Genomic DNA, 18,433 nt, shown 5'->3' with positions numbered 1-18,433 from the left:
ATGATGGCGAGACCGGGTCGGTCCGCACGCGATCGGCGGCTGATTCGCTCGTCGATATGGTGTTGGATGTCACGTGTGCGAGCCCTGTTCCCAGTTGTAGCTTGCGATGCGCGCGTCTTTGGAACGGTTGCGAAATAGCCATGAAGAGCGCGACGTGGCTTCGCGGCGTCGGGACGATGCCGTGCGGGGAGAGGGGGCGTAATCGGCGGGACATGCTGATGTGCCCCTGGGAAGGGGCACGGAAGAATTGCGTATCGGTTTCTGCTATTTACGGAACCGGTGGGAATGGCCGCTTGCCGGTGTGCACCCGCAAGCGCCGGAACCGCTCTTTCTTGTGCTCTTCGTCGAAATGCGCAAGCGACGGTTTGACCAGATCGCTGCGCGACACGATGCCGACCAGTTGCAACGTCGTGGAATCCGCAACCACGGGCAACCGTTCGAGACCGTGCACCGCAAGGCGTGTTGCAACGAGGCGGCAGGTTTCTCCTGGCAATGCAAAAGTGGGTACACGATGGCGCAGTACGTCGGCGAGTCGCGAGTCGAGCGCATTTTGCGCCTCGCCGTCGCGGATTGTCTCCAGTACCGCGCGATCGACGACACCCACCAGCGCACCTTGAAGCACGACCGGATAGGCGCGATGTGTCTGCGTTGCGCCGAAGTACGTTGCTAACGTTTCTGCCACGGACATGTCGCCATCGATCGTCTTGACCGCGCGCGACATCACCTCGTCGACATGCTGGCGCTCCAGTGGATCGACACCGTATTCCCGGTAAATGTGATAACCACGCCGGGCAATTTTCTCGGTCATGATGGAACGCTTCATGACGACTGTTGCGAACCCATGCGCGATCAGCGTCGCGGCGAGCAGCGGCAGCAGTGCGTTGCTGTCGTGCGTGAGGCCGAATGCGAACACGATGGCGGTCAACGGCGCGCCCAGCGTGGCGCCGAGCGTGGCCGCCATGCAGACGAGCGGCCACAGCGCGGGTTCGCCGCCCGGCAGCACGTGGCCGAGCAAGACGCCGAGTCCCGCGCCCAGCATGAGCAGCGGAGCGAGGACGCCGCCCGAGGTACCCGAGCCCAACGCCACGACCCAGATGACAGCCTTCACGATGAGGATCGCCAGCGCGATCTGGATTGCAATGTGCTGATGCAACAGGTCGCCGATCACGTCGTAACCGACGCCCAGCGCACGCGGTTCGAGAAAGCCGCCGATGCCGACGACGAGTCCGCCGAGCGCGGGCCACCACATCCAGTGGATGGGCAGTTTGCCGAACAAATCCTCGACCTTATAAAGCGCGGCCGACAAACCCGAGGCGAGCGCGCCGGAGAGCAGACCCGCGATGACGCAGGACAGCAGCGACACCGCGCCGGGCGGCGCGGTTTCGAGCGGAAACAGCGGGCCGGTGCCGAAGAATGCCGCGCGCGCAAATCCCGCGACGGCGCACGCAAGCGCGACCGGCAGAAAGCTGCGCGGACGCCATTCGAACAGCAGTAACTCGACCGCCAGCAGCACGGCCGCCACCGGCGTGCCGAAGACCGCCGTCATGCCCGCCGCCGCGCCGGCTACCAACAGCGTCTTGCGTTCCGCGGACGTGACCTTCACGCACTGCGCGATCAGCGACCCCAGTGCGCCGCCTGTCATGATGATCGGGCCTTCCGCGCCGAACGGGCCGCCGCTGCCGATCACGATGCCGGACGACAGCGGCTTGAGAATCGCCACCTTCGGCGACATGCGGCTCTTGCCGAACAGGATGGCTTCGATCGCTTCGGGAATGCCATGCCCGCGAATCTTCTCCGAGCCGTAACGCGCCATTAGACCGACTATGAGGCCGCCGATCACAGGAATGACCACCACCCAGACACCCAACGTATTGACGGCGGCTGAGCGGTCCGCGAACGAGAATTGCTGGAAGAAAAACAGATTGGTGAACAGATGGATCAGGCTTAGCAGCACGAACGCCGCGAGCGTGCTGAGAGCGCCGATCCCCGCGGCAAGTGCGGAAATGCCGGGAAGCCGCGCGTTGATGGAGAAATCGCGCTTATGGGTATCGAGACTCATGGCGACTCAAATATCGATCTGGGGGACGTTAAACGCGCCTTTGAGCGACTTCAGCTCGGCACGGTGCATCTCGGCGAGACGGGCGAGCACCTGCTCGCCCGCTTTCAACAGATGAACCTCGACCTGGCGGCGGTCCGTCTCACTGACTTTTCTGCGGACGAGATCGAGCGCCTCGCAGCGGGACACGAGCGCGACCACGCCGTGATGCTGCGCCTGCAGCCGTTCCGCAAGCTCGCCGACGGTCGCCCAGTCGCGTTCCGGATAACCCTTGATATGCAGGAGCAGCAGATACTGCAACGGCGTGATGCCTTCGCCCTGGGCGGCCTGTTCAGAAAAACGCTCGAAGCGCCGCATCTGGTAGCGAAACTCGGATAGCTGCTCGAAGTTCGCCTTGGTCAAGCCGCGCGTGAGTGTTTTCATCGGAGTGCCGTGGAGAAAGAAGTAAAACGCGGATTGTATCATGACGTGATATGTATGTCCGTGTTCAACCTCGGTGTGAATGACAGTGGCTATGCTGCGGTTCGCTGCTTGGCGTAAGCCTGGCGATACAGTCCCGCGATGAGATCGGCCTGCGTGATCATGCCGGCAAGCCGCTGTTTCGAGTCCAAAACGGGGATATGGTGATGCCCGTAGTTCGCGAACACGGGCACCAGCTCGACGATCGGCGTCGTTGCGTCGACCGTACGAACGTCGACGTTCATCAGGGCGCCGACCAGCGGCGCCGGCGTGACGCTTCGCCTGAACCAGCGTTGCATTGGGGAGGACCGGCCGGGCGCTTTACCGAACGCGCGTTTGTCGACGAGATCGGCGCGGGTCACGATGCCGATCACGTGCTGCCTCTCGTCAGTGACCGGAAGCGCCTTGATGTGGCGCTGTTTCAGCAGACCCCAGGCGGCGGAAGCTCGCGTGGTTGCCGACACGGCGACGAGCGACCGCGACATGATGTCCGCGCAGGTCAGTTCATTGAACGTGCGGGCGTAGGCCTGCAACTGAACATCGCGCAACAGGGATTCCAGATCGTCCGTGTCGATATCGAGTAATTCGCCGCGCCGGTTCAGCACCGCTTCGAGGTCCGCGCGCGTGAAACCTTCATTCGACGCCGAAGCCGATGCTCCCGCGCCTTTGACCGAGCTCGCTTGGGCAACGTGGGGGTATCGATGCCCGGTAGCCGCGTGGTAGATGATGGCGCCGCACAGCAGCGTTACCGACTGGATTGCAATCGGTTCGACCACAAAGCGGTAGCCCAACGCGTGCACAGCCGGACCGCCGAGGACCGCAGTCAGCGCGACCGCGCCCGACGGCGGATGAACGCAGCGCAGCGCAAACATCGCACCGATCGCCAGCGCGACGGCCAAAGCGGCCGCGCCCACCGGATCGGCGATCCAGCTCGCACAGGCCACGCCCACTGTCGCGGAAACGATATTGCCGCCGATAATCGACCACGGTTGCGCAAGCGGACTGGCGGGAACCGCGAACAGCAAAACGGCTGAAGCGCCCATTGGCGCGACGAGAAGCGGAATATTTGCCGCCGGCCCGAGAAGGACGTGCATGGTCCCGCCGGTGAACGCAATCCCAAGCAAGGCGCCGAGACACGATCTCAGGCGCTCGGGCCACCGGACGGCAATGGGATGGGGGGCGAAGCTGGCGAGCCAGCGGATGAGAGCGTAGCGGGACAAGGGTCGAATAGGAAAATGAAAGGCGGTATCACATGAGAGGACGCCACACATTACGGCCAAATCCTCACGAAACGAAAGAACGCATCGTCATGATTATATTTCATTGTGATATAAAAGTCCGCCGCGGGTTGCCGCAGCGCAGCAGAAGTGGGCCGGCAGCCAGGGGTTTAGCCTGGTCCGGCGCGTGACGCGGACTAGCCGCTAGCGGTGGCATTCGCAACTTTTAATGTCTCACGTTGTGATGTAAAGTAAAAGCAGGCCTTCTCGTGACTGGCTCTCGCACAGGAGCAGTCCGGATGAAACTACAAGGAAGATTTGCCCGGATTGCATGCGCCCATGGGGATGCCGTGCTTCGCTCCGATGCACGAAACCGGTCGTCGTGAAGGCCCCATGCCGTCGTCACAGAAGGCGACTGCCGCTTGCCCGGATGGCGCCGCGTCACAGCGTGAAAGACGCGGATGCGCTAATTGCGAGATGACTCAAACGGCTTTCTGGTGCAACGGCGCAACACAGATCGAAGCAAGGAGCCATCATGCTGATCACGTTTCAATCGCCTGCTACACCCGATGTCGTGATGCTCAGGGATCTCGCCCAGTATCTGCTGGGCTTGGTGGGCAAGCGGCTCGATACGCGTGGGGTGATCCTGCACGACGAGCTGCCTCATGCAATCAGCCGTCTAGAAGCGGCAATTTCGGACGATGAAAAAGCGGAGATTGTCCTCGAATCGCTGCAGTATTCCCGCGAACGCCGTCAGGAATCCGGCAGTGGACTTTCGCAGCGTGCCTGGCCATTTCTCGACATGATGCGCGAAGCCTGCAAACAGGACGCCGACATCATCTGGGGGCTGTAGGCGCCGGTTTGTCGCCTGAATCGATGCCGCGGCGCTTATTGAAGGATGCTGGGATGAACCGATGGATTGCACGGAGCCTGTTCGCTGCGGCTCTTGTTATGTGCGGCTTTTGCGCGTCGACGTGGGCAGGCGCGCAACCTGGCGCTCACTCGCAGGATGGTGGTTCAAGATCATGCGGAGACCAAACCGATTGCAAGCTGGCCGGCACGTGGAAGGCGACGCCACGCAACGAAACAGTTGCTCCCTATTTCGCTGATATTCCGATGACGGTTATCGGCGTGTACGGTCATACGACGCTCGATATGCTATCGAGCGGACCATTCATGCTGGTGAAGTGGCCGGATGGCTGCTGTCCGGAAAGCAGACGGTGGCGCCCGGGAGATACACGGCAACGCCATACTGGCGACGATCAGCATGTGAACTTTCTCTGGCCCGCACTGTAGACGGCCCGTATAACGCGAATGAACCGGCGTGGGACCGGTGCAGCCGGCAGCGTCAAGATCCGTGGCGCGTGCGGCTCCACCAATGCCTGCCGGTCGCACGTCGGAGAACGCGCTCACGCGGATCGGCGCGCGAATCCAGAGCGACGACGAAAAGAACCACCATCACCAGCACTGCGGCCGAAACAACAACCTGTACGAGAAGATCCATGATCATCATTGCCTCCGTCATGGTTGCGCGTTGGATGGTCCGCTGGAAAAAGAGCGGACAGTCCAAAGCCAATCGTGGCAAACACGAACAGCGCGATAAAAAACAGCACCCAGTAAAACTCGATATTCATGGTGCTCTCCTTTCACCACAGACGCCGTCTAGCCGCTCGCATCCCGTTTCAAGTTCTTGCAAGGGTGTCAGTCGTCTACCTTGAAGAGGACGGCGCAAGACACTCGGTCAAGCAGCAATGCGTGGTTTTCCCCAGTCCACCAGCGGGCAAAAAATCCGTGCGGGTGGTGTCCAACGACGATCAGGTCGACTCTCAATGAATCCGCAAGGTGGGAAATCTGATCAATCGCCGCCTGGCGAAGGCGAACCGCCCGTCGAGTGATACGCCGGGGGCGTGGCCTGTTCGGCGCGCAAAGTGGTCTTCCGCCGTTACGGCGCGCTTCCTAACGTCAAGTCGGCCTCGCCGCTGCCCAGCGACTGAAATAACGCGGCCGTGTCGCTTAAGCGGGTCGCCTGTGCGTGCGTCTGGTCGAGAGCTGTCTGCAGCGCTTGACGTTGCGTGTCGAGCAGGCTGAACTGGCTGACGCCACCCGCTGAATACTGCGCGCGCGCAATCTCGAGGTTCGCTCGAGCCCGCTGGGCGGCGTCGTCGCGTGCATCCAACTCGTGCGCGTCGTTATGCAATGCCGTCAGCGCGTCCGCAACCTGTTGCAGCGCCTGAAGTACCGTTTGCTGATAGCTCGCCAACGCAGCGTCATAGGCTGCCTCGGCAGCGCGTTTCTTCGCGTGAAGTTCGCCGCCATGAAAAATGGGCTGTGTCAGATTCAGGCCGATATTCCAGATGTTCAGGCCGTTCACAATGTCCTGAATACTTGTGCGCTCAGAGCCGATTCCTGCCGATAGCGAAAACTGTGGATACAGGTTCGCTGTGGCGACGCCTATATTTGCGCTGGCCTGGTGCAGTAGCGCTTCAGAAGCGCGAATATCAGGACGTTGCCGTGCAAGTGTCGATGGCAGCGTAACGGGTATCTCAGTCGGAAGATGAAGCGAGTCCAGCGTAAGTTGATCGAAATCCGCTTTGGACGGTACGTCGCCCACCAGGATCGCAAGCTGGTGATCCGCCTGCGCGAGTTGCGTAGCGAGCGGCGGCAGCGACGCGCGCGCCTGCGCGAGCAGCGTGCGCTGGCTGTTCACGTCGAGCTGCGACACACCACCGGCGGCAAAGCGTGCCTCCATGATGCTGAGTTGCTGCGCCTGTGCATCGGCAAGACGCTGGGTCAGCACGACCTGTTGCTGCAACGAAGCGCGCTGCACCGCCGTCGATACGACATTGCCCGCAATGGACAAGCGCGCTGCGTCGAGTTGGAACGCCTCGTAGTCGACCTGCGCCAACGTGGCTTCGAGCGCCCGGCGATTGCCGCCGAAAACATCGAATGTATAGGCTACCGTCACCGACGCGTTGAATAGCGAAAACGGCCCGGGGTTCTCGACATGCGGAATGCCGAAAGCCGCGAGATCGACCTGTTGACGCGTTCCGGAAATCGTCGCGTCGGCGCTCGGAAATCGTGTCGCGCCCGACTGGGCGTTGTAGTTTTCGCGCGCCTCGATCAGCTTTGCGCGGGCTTGCGCCAGTGTGTGGCTGCGACTGAGCGCTTGCTCGACCAGACGGTCGAGCTCCGCCGAGTGAAACTGGCGCCACCACATCGGCAGCGGCGTGTCCGCCGTTGTGAAGGTTTGTGAGGAACCGTCTGTGCCGCCGGCCGACACCGTGCGGGATGGCTCGGCGTTGTGCGTGTAGGTCTGCGTGTCCGGCGCCGCGGGTGTGTGAAAGTCCGGTCCCACTGCGCAGGCACACAACACGAGTGAGCCCAGGAAAGCGAGTTGCTTCATGATCGTGTCTTCCTAGTCGAGCGTGCGCCGGTAGAAGCGCAAGGCAATGGCCATGACGATTGCCGTGAACAGCGCCATTGGCCACACCGAAGGCCATAGATCAGCCCAGCCATTGCCCTTGAGCAAAATGCCACGAATCAGCCTGTTGAAATAGGTCAACGGCAAGAGGTTGCCGATAAACTGCGCCCAAGCCGGCATGCCCGCGAAAGGGAACATGAAGCCTGAGAGGAGGATGTTGGGCAAGAAGTAGAAGACGGTGAGCTGCATCGCCTGCAACTGGTTTTGTGCAAGCGAGGAAAGCGTGATGCCAACCGTCAGATTCGCCGCAATGAAAAGCAACGCCGAGAGATAGATGGCCAGCGCGCTGCCGACAAACGGAACATGGAAAACGTAGCGCGTCGCGGCAAGAATGATCGACGCCTGAATGAGCCCGATGACGACATAAGGCACGATCTTGCCGGTCATCACTTCGATTGGCAGAACAGGAGTGGCGAGCAGGTTTTCCATCGTGCCGCGCTCGCGTTCGCGAGTCACCGCGAGACCGGTCATCATGACGAGCGTCATGGTGAGGATCACGCCCATCAGCCCCGGCACGACGTTGTATTGTGTAACGCCTTCGGGGTTGTAGAGGTTGTGAATCTGCACGTCGAATGCGTTTTGCGTGCCGTTCAGGTGTGCAAGCGGGCCCGTGAGATCTTTGTCAGCGACTGGTTGGACGAGTTTCGGCAGCGCGCTGACGGCGGTGTTCGTTGCGGTGGGATCGGTCGCGTCGGCTTCGACCAGTAGCGACGGATGCTCGCCACGCAGCAGTTTGCGCGAGAAATCCACTGGCACATTGAGCACGAATTGCACCTTGCCCTGGGCGAGCGCGCGGCGCCCGGCCTCTTCGTTGGGCAAGGTTTCGACGATGTCGAAATAAGCTGAGTTCGCCATCGCCGCAACGAAGCTGCGAGAAAATTCGCTCTGGTCGTGGATGATGACGGCTGTCGGCAGATGCTTCGGGTCGGTATTGATCGCGAAGCCGAACAGTGCCAGTTGGATGATCGGCAGCCCGATGATCATGCCGAAGGTGACGCGGTCACGCCTCAACTGAAGAAACTCCTTGAGGACGATGCTCCACCAGCGTGTCAGAGAGAAGACGGTGCGATTCTTCATGACGGCGCTCCGAAGTTGTCTTTCGAATGGCTCATTAGATAGATGAACACATCCTCGAGTCCCGTGCCGATCGGTTCGATGCGCAGCGAGGTTCCGGCAACCGCTTGCCGCACCGCGGCTTCGAGCGCTTCATGATCGCGGCCGCTGACGTGCAGGGCGGAACCGAACACGACGGTCTGGTCGACGCCGGGCGTCGTGCGGAGCTGCTCGGATAGCTTGCTCAGGTGTTCACCGTGGATGGCCCACGTCGAAAGACCTTGTGATTCGATCACCTCGCTCGCGGTGCCGCGGGCGAGCATCTTCCCGTAAGCGATATAAGCGAGCTTGTGACAGCGTTCCGCTTCATCCATGTAGTGGGTACTGACAAGCACCGATATGCCGGTCGCGGCAAGGCGATGCAGTTCCTCCCAGAAGTCGCGCCGTGCGGTGGGATCCACGCCGGCGGTCGGTTCATCGAGCAGCAGCAGTTTCGGCTCGTGCAGCATGCAGGCAGCAAGCGCGAGCCGCTGCTTCCAGCCGCCCGACAGGGAACCGGTCAGCTGGTTCGCGCGCGTTTGCAAGCCGAGCGATTCCAGCGAGCGATCCACCGCTTCGCGCCGGTTGCGCATCTGGTAGATGCGCGCGACAAAGTCGAGATTCTCGCGGATGGTCAGGTCTTCCCAATAAGAAAAGCGCTGGGTCATGTACCCGACATTGCGTTTGATCTGCTCGCTCTCACGCACGATGTCGTAGCCGAGGCAGGTGCCGCTGCCCGAATCCGGCGTGAGCAATCCACACATGAGGCGGATGGACGTCGTCTTGCCGCTGCCGTTCGGCCCGAGAAAGCCGAAGATCTCGCCGCGGCTGACCTGCAACGAGACGTTGTTGACAACGTGTTTGTTGCCGAAGCGCTTGTTCAGGTCATGCACGTCGATCACGTACGGTTGGGCATCGTCGTTCATTGCAGCACCACCGAGACGGGTTGGCCCGGATGAAGCTTCGTTGCGTCCGCAATCGACGGGTGGGCTTCGACCATGAACACGAGCTTGGCGCGGCTTTCGTTGCTATAGATGACGGGCGGCGTGTATTCAGCCTGACTCGACACGTAAGTAATCTTCGCAGGCACGTCAGCCGCGCAGCCGTCGCAATGCAGCGCTACGCCACGATTGAGTGCCAGTTGCCCGACGATCGACTCCGGAACGAAGAAACGCACCTTGACGTTCTGCGGCGGCAGCATCTGGACGATCGGACTGCCGGCGGGCACCCATTCACCCTGGCGATAGAGCGTGTCATAGACAAGGCCTTCTGAGGGGGCGCTGACGCGTTTCTGGTCGAGCTTCCATTGGGCCTGCGCAACCACGGCATCGGCGGCGGCTACTTGCGCCTCCTGTTCGACGATCTGTTGTGAACGGGCGGGCAGGCGAGCCACGTCGACCTGATGGGTGAGTTCCCGGACCTGCGCGGCGGTGGCGTCTGCGTTGGCGCGCGAATCGTCGAGTTGAGCTTTAGCGATGCCGCCTGCGCGGTATTGGGCTTCGTCCCGCGTCAGTTGCAGCGCGGCCTTGCGGGCGTTGGCGACGGCCTCGGCCAGTTGCGCACGGCTAACGTCCACTTCGGGCACGCGTTTGCCGGTCCGGATATCGGCGAGTTGAGCGCGGGCCGCCGCGAGTTGCTGCTGCGCCTGGGCGAGCGCGTGGGTTTCATCGTCGGACTCAAGGGAAAATAGCGAGGCGTTCACCTTGATCGTTTGTCCGCGAGAGACCGACAACCCCGTAAGCTTGCCGGCTTGCGAGGAGCCGAGGTAGACGAATTCACCTTCGACGTAGCCTTGGTAAGTCGCCGCTTCGTGCCGCGAACAGCCCGATAGCAGGGCGACGAGCAGCACGGAAAGTACGGCGCCGGCAAATCGCCGCGTTCGCGTGAGGTTAGACGAAACTCCAACCGAGAGGCGTTTATTTACTAAGTCATCCATAATTAAAACCCTGTCGTATCGCGATCGGGACACTAGGCGGATCGACTCAACACGACGGAAAGCGCGCGTCGAGTTCGATCCGCAGTCTCCGCGAGGGCGTTCCGGCGGCGTTGATGACTCAGCATTCCATGCCGGCGCGTCCGTTCGCGGACCGGACGCAGATGAAGTAGAATGGATACTATGCGAATTTGAATTCAAATTCAAACTATTGTTTGGAACGTAAGTGTTCAACCATGCCGACCAGCCCGAAAAAGACAGCCGCGACGCAGCCTAAACGGGCCTCGCGCCCTGACGGCGCGGCGACCCGTCAGCACCTGCTCGAGACTGCGGGCCAGGTGTTCGCCGAACGTGGTTTCGCGGATGCCACCAGCAAGGAAATTTGCGAGCGCGCGGGCACACCGATGGCGTCGGTGAACTATCACTTTGGAAGCAAGGATGCGCTTTACGAAGCAGCGCTGGTCGAGGCGCACCGGCAAGTCGTGGGTCTTGACGAGCTAGCAGCGCTTGCCGCGGGCCTCGACGATCCCAAGGATCAGTTGCGCGCGGTCCTTTCCCGTTTCGTCGGCCTTTCAACGAGCGCGGACACGCCTTGGGGCTTTATGCTGATGCTGCGCGAAGTGCTGTCACCGTCGAAAGCCATCCCGGCGCTCATCGAGAAAGCGGTACGTCCGAAAGCCGCATTCCTGCTCAAGGTGATCGGCAACGTGCTGGGACTGGACCCGATCACGCCCGTGGTTCAGCGGGCTTTGATGTTTACGGTGTTGCCCTGCATTGCCATGATGATCGCGCCAAAGCAGATGCAGTCTGCTCTATTGCCCGCGGTCGCAAAGGACAAGGATGCGCTTGCAGAGGATTTTGTGCGATTCGTGCTGGCGGGTCTCGATGCGATCGCACTCGCTCATCGTTCAGAGGCCAGGTGAACACGCCATTGGCTCGCTGAGAATACAGTGATGGCCGGTATCAATGACGGCGGTTTGACGAAACAATAAGCCTACAACTTCTTACCTGGTGGTGACATTGCATAATCATGTAATGCGCCACGTGGCTCCCCACGCTTCCGGACGACGATTCCGATGACTATAATTTCTCATCGGCACACCCGCTTGAGAGACACATTTAGCGGGTCTATCGCAGACCAGCCATACCGACGTTAGGGGAGTTTTTTTACCTGACCACAGAGGGATTCCATGGAATCCGAAAACGAACTGGTCTATCTGGTCGACTACCACGTTCGACGCCCGACGCCAACGTCAAACCTTTGTGAGACTCCATGTCCCGGAGGAAAGAAATGCTCGTGCCTCCGGTTCGAACCGTTGCCGTGATTGACGATGATCGACGGGTTCTGACCTCTCTTGCGAATCTGCTGGCCTCTGGCGGGTATGGAACAAGGCTCTACGAATCGGCACAGGATCTCTTTTCCGACGGCTACCTGGGTCTGTTATGCGTTATTACGGATTTGGGAATGCGGCCCATCGACGGTTTGCAAGTGCTTGAGCGTGTGATTCATTCTGGCGCGGCAATGCCCGTCATCATTATCACAGGCAAACCGGGCGAGCAGACGGAAAACTACTATCTACAAAGAGGCGCACTAGGTTTCTTCAGAAAACCTGTCGACGGGGACGCGCTGCTGGACCTGCTCGATAGTATCGCCTGAAGGCGTCGGTGGTCAGTCGTCGCGCCCGGCGAGTCGCGCATTCGAAGATAAAAGACTACTGCGCACCCCGTCTCGAGTCAGTATATTCGACGAAAATCGAAGCGGCGTGCGGTAGCTGAACCGGTCTCAACAGACGATAGCCGCGGCCAGGTACAGATACAAGCCACTTACGATCCTTGCCCATCATTTTACGAATCCCGCAGATGTGCACGTGAAGATTGTTATCCACGACTACAGTGGTCGGCCACACCTCGTCTATCAGCTTCTCCTTTGTCACTAATGCGCCGTTTGCTTCGATAAGGACGAGCAACACATCCATCGCTCTGCAGCCGAGTTCGACAGGAGAGCCGTCGACGAATATCTCTCGCCGGTCCGGGAAGACAGTCAGATTTCCAATGCGAATCATTGCTTTAAATGTCCATTCGTTTGAGACCGCTGAATTTGGACAGTAACCGGCGCAGACCGGCGACTCCGATAGTAGCGTTGAAGCCATCGAGCCTTGGTCGCTCCAGTGTTCTACCTGGTTTCGATGGTAGTTGGCCGTAAGTCTAAGCGCTATTACATGAAACTGGAGTCAAGGCTGCACTATCTGGCGCTTACCTCCTGTTGGGAAATCTGGACAGGCAAGATGGGGAGGACGACGCCGAAGGTCGCTCCGCAGCCCTCGTTATTGGAGGCAATAAGCTGACCCTCATGAGCTTCGATAATGGAACGAGACACCGCAAGCCCGATGCCCATTCCCTTGCACTTGGTCGTGACGAACGCGTCGAATATGCTGTCGTCGTCAACGATTCCCGAACCGTTATCGATGACCTCAAGCAGCACGGACCGGTCGTCAACGGAGCTTGCGACAATGAGAATCCTGGGTGTGCGTCCCGAGTTTTCCGTGGCCTCTATTCCGTTCGTGATGAGGTTAAGAAGAACCTGTTGAATCTGTATCTGGTCGACGAACACTGCAGGCAGGCCATCGGGCAAGTCGAACTCGATGTGGGCGCTACGCCTGGTTTCGTCTTCCCGTAGCAGTCGGACGGCTTCGAGTACCATGTCTTTCACATTCCGTTCCCGCTTCTGGAATGCTTGCCGCTTAAACAGTGCACGTATGCTTTGCATCGTCTCGTCGGCGGAACGGGCATCCCGAACGACGCTTTCCACGGAAACCCTGGCTTCGCCCAGATTGGGCGGAGACGCTGCGAGCCACCGTTTGCAAGCCTGCGCATTGGCGATAACGGACGTGAGAGGCTGATTGAGTTCGTGTGCGATCGACGCCGAGAGTTCTGCGACCGTGGCAATCTGGGTTGCACGCGCGAGTTCAGCCTGAGTCTGCCTGAGCCGGTCCTCTGCGCGCTTGCGTTCGTCGATATCAAGACTAAGCCCATACCATTGAACAATGTTGCCGTCGGAGTCTCTCATTGCTTCGGCAGTGTTCTGGTACCACCGATAAACGCCGTCTTTTCGGCGAAGGCGGGCAACATGGCAGTACGGTTCGCCAGTCTCGATCGAGTGTGCCCACGCGTGAAGCACGCTGCCCAGGTCGTCAGGATGGAAGGTCTTCCGATAGCCGAGGTTTGCGAGTTGCGAAATATCCAGGCCAACAAATTCGGAGGTTTTCCGATTGATGTAAGTGAGCCCGCCTTGTGGGTCATTGCACCAGAGCATGGCCGGGATGGTCTCGATAAGCTCGTGTAGCTGGTGCTCCCGCTGTTCGAGTACTGCTTCCGTTTGCTTGAGATCATTGATGTCCGTACATACGCCGTACCAGTGCAGGATCTGTCCGCTTTCGTCGCGAAACGGTTCGCCGCGAGCGAGATACCAGCGCAGTTTCCCATCGGCGCCAGTCACCTGGTAGGTGTCCTGATAGGACGCACCTTCCTGGACAGCTCGCCTCCAGCGCGAACGGACACGAAGGCGGTCAGCTTCCGGGATGAGGTTAAGTAACATTTCTCTGTCGAATTCTTCCCCGCTTTTGCCCATGAACGTCAGCATTTGCCGATTCCATCGGTCGACATCTCCTTGCGGTGTGGCCCGCCAGATCATCACGGGCAATGCGTCTACGAGCCTTCGCAAATTGAGCTCTTCGGTGCGAATAGCCTCTTGAGCCAACTGGCGGTCGTGGATATCCGTTGAAAGACCATACCAATTCACAATATCACCGTTGGCATCCCGCATAGGTGTGCCTTTGCATTGAAACCATCGATACGTGTTGTCGGCTGCGCGGAGCCGATAGACCCAGTCATAAGGTCTCCCGCTTTCGATGGAATCCTGCCAGGCTTCAACGGTTGACGCAGAGTCATCTGGGTGCACCAGGTGAAGCCAGCCGGTCGCCATCAAATCATTGAGCTGTAGGCCAGTGTAGTCTTCAGTGCGCTTGCTTACGTATTCCAGACGGCCGTGGGAGTCCGTACGCCAGAGCAGGCTGGGAACATTCTCTGTCAGCCAATTCAGTTGCGCTTCGCGGTCACGGATGACCTCTTTGGATCTGTAAAGCTCATCAATGTCGATGGTCACGGAATACCACTTGTAGACGCTACCGTCATCGTTGAAGTAAGGGACGGAGCGCGAGTGCCGCCACCGATAATCACCGTCGCGGTCTGCCCATCGGTAGGTCGTATCGTGCGCGCTCTTTTCCTGAACAGAGCGAAGATGCCCCTCCTTTATCCTGTCGCGGTCATCGGGGTGAACGAAACTCAGAAAGCCACGCTTCTGTATGCCCTCAAGCGTAGTTCCTGTTTCCTCGAGAATCTGCTGATTGATGAAGTCGAAACCGTCGGCTGTGCGGGTAGCGAAGCGGCCGGGTAATCGATCGAGGAGCTCTCTGGCTTCTCTCTCACTGGCGGCCAATGCCTGTTGAGCCCTGATGGTCGCTTCGATTTCTATTCCGACGAGGTACCAGTTGATGACCTCTCCGTTCGACGACCGGGACGGCTCGGCTAGAAGACGCTGCCAGCGGTATATGCCGTCGTGCTGCTGCATCCTCACGGCAATGTCGACCGGTTCGCGCGCGGCGATGCACGCTTTCCATTGCTGTCGTGCGGCCAGCATGTCATCGGGGTGAATGTAAGCCATCCATCGGTCGCCGACTATTTCCTCCATCGGTCTTCCCAGCGCGGCAACGCCGACTTTATTCACGTAGACAAGCTCGCCGGTGGGGCCACCGACACATACGCATGCCGGTACACTATCCACAATGCGCCGATAGGTTTCTTCTTCGATTCGAAGAAGGGATTCCGCCGTCTTCCTGTCGTGTATGTCCCAGCTCACACCGATCCATCGCAGTAGCCGTCCACTGTCGTTTCTTATCGCTTTGACGCGGCAGAGAAACCACCGGTACTCGCCGTCAATACGTCGGAGTCGAAGCTCCAGCTCTCCCATGTCGTTTCCGGCCCGGAGAGCGGCCCAGTATCGGTCGTTTGTCCGCAGGTCGTCAGGGTGGATGGCGGCTCGGAAAGAGTCGCAGTGATGTGCCTCTTTTATGCCGGTGTATTCGCATAGGCTGGGACTCAGGTATTCGATGTCACCATTGGGCAGCGCGGTCCACACATGACCGGGAAAGAGACTGCTAATGCTTTGAAGTGTCTGGTCCAGTTGGCGGAGCTGCTCGCCGAACGGCTCATCCTTCAATCCGGCCATCGAGTCTGGCTGCCGGGGGCGCCGAGAGGCCAACTCGGCACAAAGCCATGCCGCCGCGATTGCGACGACGGAACGGGCGATAGAGCAGAAGGCCAGAGGAGGGTGACCGGCAGTCAACGCCGCCCCGGCAATTCCAAGCGAAGCGAACCCAGCGGCCAGACGCCCGAAGCTCCTGCCGAAAAAGTGCGCGATCAGGACAACAAGGAAGATGCCGGAAATCGGCTCTATTGACGCCGCCACACCTGACACACTCGATATGGCGACGCTGAGGGCAACATGCCGAGACGAGCGTGGTATCAACACGGTAAGCATGTCAACCTCCGAGTTCGTCGGTGCATTGAACAGTGGTACTTTGCATGTCTCCGCCGATGGCAGAATCTTCCAGCGCAACGGTGCCTTGCGCGCAAATTGAGCGGGGCGTCGCCGGTTGTTTTATGTAGTACGTGCGAGACCTGGTCACGCGTAGTGCGGTGCGCACGAATCGAATATGAGGAGACAGCGATCCGTCATACGATAGTGAATCGCTGCCTGCGTTTGGGGACCAAAGCTTTTCGAAGACACGGTTTGGAAGAGCATAGTCGGGCTGATAGCAATGACGTGTTTTCGAGTGCGCCGCATCGGGATTTCCAATCAAGCCGACGAGGCGGAACGCCAAGCCTACAATTTCATATACGGCGGTGACATTACATGATCATGTAATGCGCGACACGGCTTCCCACGCTTCCTGGCAACGACTCCGACGGCTATAATTTCTCGTCGGCACGCGCGAGGAGAGGCACATTCGGCGCGTCTATCGCAGACCGACTGTACCGACGTTAGGGGAAGTTTCGCCTGACTACAGGGGGTTCCATGGAATCCGCAAACGAACTGGTCTATGTGGTGGACGACGACAGCCGGGTGCGGGAAGCACTCTCTACGCTGCTGCGCGCAAACGGAAGAAACGTCCAGGCATTCAGCTCGGGTGGAGAGTTTCTCGACACCCCGCATCGAAATGTCGTGGCATGTCTGATCCTGGACATGCGAATGCCAGGCATGAATGGCCTGGAAGTCCAGAAGCTTGTCCGCATGGACTCGCCGATTCCCGTCATTTTCATCACCGGAATGGGAGACGTGCCGTCCGTAGTTCTTGCCATGAAGGGCGGCGCTGTCGACTTCCTCACAAAGCCTGTCGATGAAGATGCCTTGATGCGCGCGGTCGACGGAGCCCTCGCCAGGGCGCACGTTCTTCGCGAGGAGGCGGCGAATGCAGCGATACTACAGGCCCTCTATCAATCGTTGACGCCTCGTGAGCAGGAGCTGTTGCCGTTACTCGCAAGCGGTTTGCTGAACAAGCAGGCGGCGGCAATCCTTGGCATCACTGAATACACCGTGCAGGTTCATCGTGGCCACATCATGAGAAAAATGCAGGCGGATTCATTTGCCACGCTTGTCAGGCAGGCAAGCAAACTGCAACTTGAAACATCGTCGACCACCACGTTCGATGCCTGACGTCAGACACGCATTATCACCGACCCGATACGGAAAATTTGTGGCCGACGAACGCCCGAACGCCCAAACGTCGGCGGCTCACCCTTCGGATAGGATCCCAAAACGCTAGCCTGGCTGTAAAGCCTCACGCGTTCGCGCGTCCGCGCGGTCCGGTCTCGCGCATGAACATCGCCAGCACCATTGCAAGCACGATGCCGCCGAGCAGCCATGAGCCGGCTGCGCGGAACACCGGCAGGTTCATTGCGCCGCCGCCCGCGACGTGGGCGAGCACCTTGCCGTACACAGGCGTGAGCAAGGCGCTGAACGTGAACACCAGGAAATTAATCGCGCCGCTGGCGCTGCCCTTGACGTTGTCCGGATTGACTTCCTTGATCACTGTGTAGGGCAGCATTGCCGCACCGGAGCCGATGCCGAGAAGCAGGCCGAGCACGTAAGGCGGCGCCACACCGGCAGGCAGATAGAAAATGCCCGCGCCCGACACAAGCATCAGCAGTGCGCCGGCGATCAACACCGGCTTGCGACGGCCCAGACGGTCAGACAGGTAACCTAACAGGGGGCAGCCGATCACCCAGCCGAGCGGCACCATGCTCGCACGATTGACAGCTTCCGCATAGCTGACGTCGAGACCGTTGTGCAGAAAGGGAATGCCCCAGATCATGTCGCCGATCGTCGTCGGCAAGAACAGCAGGCCGGCGCAGAAACCGCAGAGATACGACTGCGGATTGGACAGCACTTCCTTGTACGGCGCGAACATCTTCATCCACGAGCCCTGGCTGGCTGGACTGTCGTCATGGGCTGCGGGCGTCGCGAAGAACACCAGCACGGCGATCAAGAGGATGACGAGGCCGGACAGCCACCAGAACTGCTGCCACTTGATGAGGCCGTGAATCAGCGGGGCCACGGCGAACTGACCCGCGGAGCCGCCCAGCATGCCGAAGCATTGAGTGAATCCCACCGCTGTCGCGAGAGAACGTGGAGGAAAACCGTGCGTGGCGAGATACACCGCGCCGATGAACCCACACGCCGAACCCGCGCCTTGCAGCAGGCGGCCGACCTGCGCCGCCTCCACGCTGCCCAGACCGAAGAGCGCCGCGCCGATGGCAACGAGCACGATGCCGGCCGGAATGACGGCCTTGCCGCCGAGCCGATCGAGCAACGCACCGCAAACGATCGAGAACAGCGCATAGGTGTAGTAGTACAGGCCGACGAGCGCACCCACGCCCAGCGCATCGCGGGCGAACGCCGCACTCAGCTCGGGTATCATCACGCCCGGCGCGGAACGCAGCATGTACTGCATGAAGTAGAACGCGGCACAGAAAAGCCAGGCGATGACGAAACCCATGTGGATGGGCTGGCGGTCTGATGCAACATTGACAGTGCTGACGACCTTGCTGGACATGGTTCGGTTTCCGTTGAGTTTTGC

At 59.9% G+C, this 18,433-nt stretch carries 15 protein-coding genes; 4 read left to right on the top strand and 11 right to left on the bottom strand.

All coding sequences use genetic code 11. The features are described from left to right. Positions 1–268: 268 nt before the first annotated feature. The 3 genes from PQR42_RS15090 to PQR42_RS15080 all read right to left on the bottom strand — a co-directional run bounded on the left by PQR42_RS15090 (position 269) and on the right by PQR42_RS15080 (position 3,735). A complete protein-coding gene (locus PQR42_RS15090) occupies positions 269–2,059 on the bottom strand; it encodes a chloride channel protein (protein WP_408385271.1) in 1,791 nt (596 codons plus the stop codon). A 6-nt stretch (positions 2,060–2,065) separates the two neighbouring features. After that, a complete protein-coding gene (locus PQR42_RS15085) occupies positions 2,066–2,479 on the bottom strand; it encodes a MarR family winged helix-turn-helix transcriptional regulator (RefSeq protein WP_012431895.1) in 414 nt (137 codons plus the stop codon). Positions 2,480–2,568: 89 nt separating this feature from the next. Then, positions 2,569–3,735 carry an HPP family protein gene (locus PQR42_RS15080; RefSeq protein ID WP_408217092.1) on the bottom strand — a complete coding sequence of 389 codons (1,167 nt, stop codon included), beginning with the start codon at positions 3,733–3,735 and terminating at the stop codon, positions 2,569–2,571. 532 nt (positions 3,736–4,267) lie between these two features. Between PQR42_RS15080 and PQR42_RS15075 the strand changes: the two genes are divergently transcribed. Beyond that, entirely contained in the window at positions 4,268–4,585 is a 318-nt protein-coding gene (locus PQR42_RS15075) for a DUF1840 domain-containing protein (protein WP_168792719.1), read from the top strand. 556 nt (positions 4,586–5,141) lie between these two features. Here PQR42_RS15075 and PQR42_RS15070 read toward each other — a convergent pair. The 5 genes from PQR42_RS15070 to PQR42_RS15050 all read right to left on the bottom strand — a co-directional run bounded on the left by PQR42_RS15070 (position 5,142) and on the right by PQR42_RS15050 (position 10,154). Then, positions 5,142–5,366, bottom strand: coding sequence for a hypothetical protein (locus PQR42_RS15070; protein WP_408385274.1), 225 nt, complete (start codon positions 5,364–5,366; stop codon positions 5,142–5,144). Positions 5,367–5,674: 308 nt separating this feature from the next. Continuing rightward, positions 5,675–7,135 carry an efflux transporter outer membrane subunit gene (locus PQR42_RS15065; RefSeq protein ID WP_408385276.1) on the bottom strand — a complete coding sequence of 487 codons (1,461 nt, stop codon included), beginning with the start codon at positions 7,133–7,135 and terminating at the stop codon, positions 5,675–5,677. Between the two features lie 12 nt (positions 7,136–7,147). Continuing rightward, a complete protein-coding gene (locus tag PQR42_RS15060; protein ID WP_408385279.1) occupies positions 7,148–8,290 on the bottom strand; it encodes an ABC transporter permease in 1,143 nt (380 codons plus the stop codon). Next, positions 8,287–9,231: an ABC transporter ATP-binding protein gene (locus PQR42_RS15055; RefSeq protein ID WP_408217077.1), complete on the bottom strand. Its 945-nt coding sequence runs from the start codon at positions 9,229–9,231 to the stop codon at positions 8,287–8,289. The genes PQR42_RS15060 and PQR42_RS15055 overlap by 4 nt, the downstream gene beginning before the upstream one ends. Continuing rightward, positions 9,228–10,154, bottom strand: coding sequence for an HlyD family secretion protein (locus PQR42_RS15050; RefSeq protein ID WP_408385282.1), 927 nt, complete (start codon positions 10,152–10,154; stop codon positions 9,228–9,230). Before PQR42_RS15050 ends, PQR42_RS15055 begins: the two co-directional genes overlap by 4 nt. 320 nt (positions 10,155–10,474) lie before the next feature. Here PQR42_RS15050 and PQR42_RS15045 point away from each other — a divergent pair, with 320 nt between their 5' ends. Both PQR42_RS15045 and PQR42_RS15040 read left to right on the top strand, forming a co-directional pair. After that, a complete protein-coding gene (locus PQR42_RS15045) occupies positions 10,475–11,161 on the top strand; it encodes a TetR/AcrR family transcriptional regulator (protein ID WP_408217071.1) in 687 nt (228 codons plus the stop codon). Between the two features lie 368 nt (positions 11,162–11,529). After that, complete coding sequence (locus PQR42_RS15040; protein WP_408217068.1) at positions 11,530–11,895, top strand: response regulator; 366 nt, start codon at positions 11,530–11,532, stop codon at positions 11,893–11,895. A 55-nt stretch (positions 11,896–11,950) separates the two neighbouring features. On the opposite strand, the gene PQR42_RS15035 is transcribed toward PQR42_RS15040, so the two are convergent. Both PQR42_RS15035 and PQR42_RS15030 read right to left on the bottom strand, forming a co-directional pair. After that, complete coding sequence (locus tag PQR42_RS15035) at positions 11,951–12,301, bottom strand: winged helix-turn-helix domain-containing protein (RefSeq protein WP_408217065.1); 351 nt, start codon at positions 12,299–12,301, stop codon at positions 11,951–11,953. 179 nt (positions 12,302–12,480) lie between these two features. Next, positions 12,481–15,834 (bottom strand): PAS domain-containing protein, encoded by a 3,354-nt coding sequence (locus PQR42_RS15030; protein WP_408385285.1) that lies wholly within the window; start codon positions 15,832–15,834, stop codon positions 12,481–12,483. A 537-nt stretch (positions 15,835–16,371) separates the two neighbouring features. Between PQR42_RS15030 and PQR42_RS15025 the strand changes: the two genes are divergently transcribed. Further along, a complete protein-coding gene (locus PQR42_RS15025) occupies positions 16,372–17,010 on the top strand; it encodes a response regulator transcription factor (RefSeq protein ID WP_408385288.1) in 639 nt (212 codons plus the stop codon). Between the two features lie 124 nt (positions 17,011–17,134). On the opposite strand, the gene PQR42_RS15020 is transcribed toward PQR42_RS15025, so the two are convergent. Beyond that, positions 17,135–18,307 carry an MFS transporter gene (locus tag PQR42_RS15020; protein ID WP_408493664.1) on the bottom strand — a complete coding sequence of 391 codons (1,173 nt, stop codon included), beginning with the start codon at positions 18,305–18,307 and terminating at the stop codon, positions 17,135–17,137. Positions 18,308–18,433 lie beyond the last annotated feature (126 nt).

It is taken from the genome of Paraburkholderia sediminicola (assembly GCF_046027355.1).
Classification (GTDB): domain Bacteria; phylum Pseudomonadota; class Gammaproteobacteria; order Burkholderiales; family Burkholderiaceae; genus Paraburkholderia; species Paraburkholderia sediminicola_B.
The sequence above is the reverse complement of the archived record's forward strand: the minus strand, read 5'-3'. Positions and strand labels throughout refer to the sequence as shown.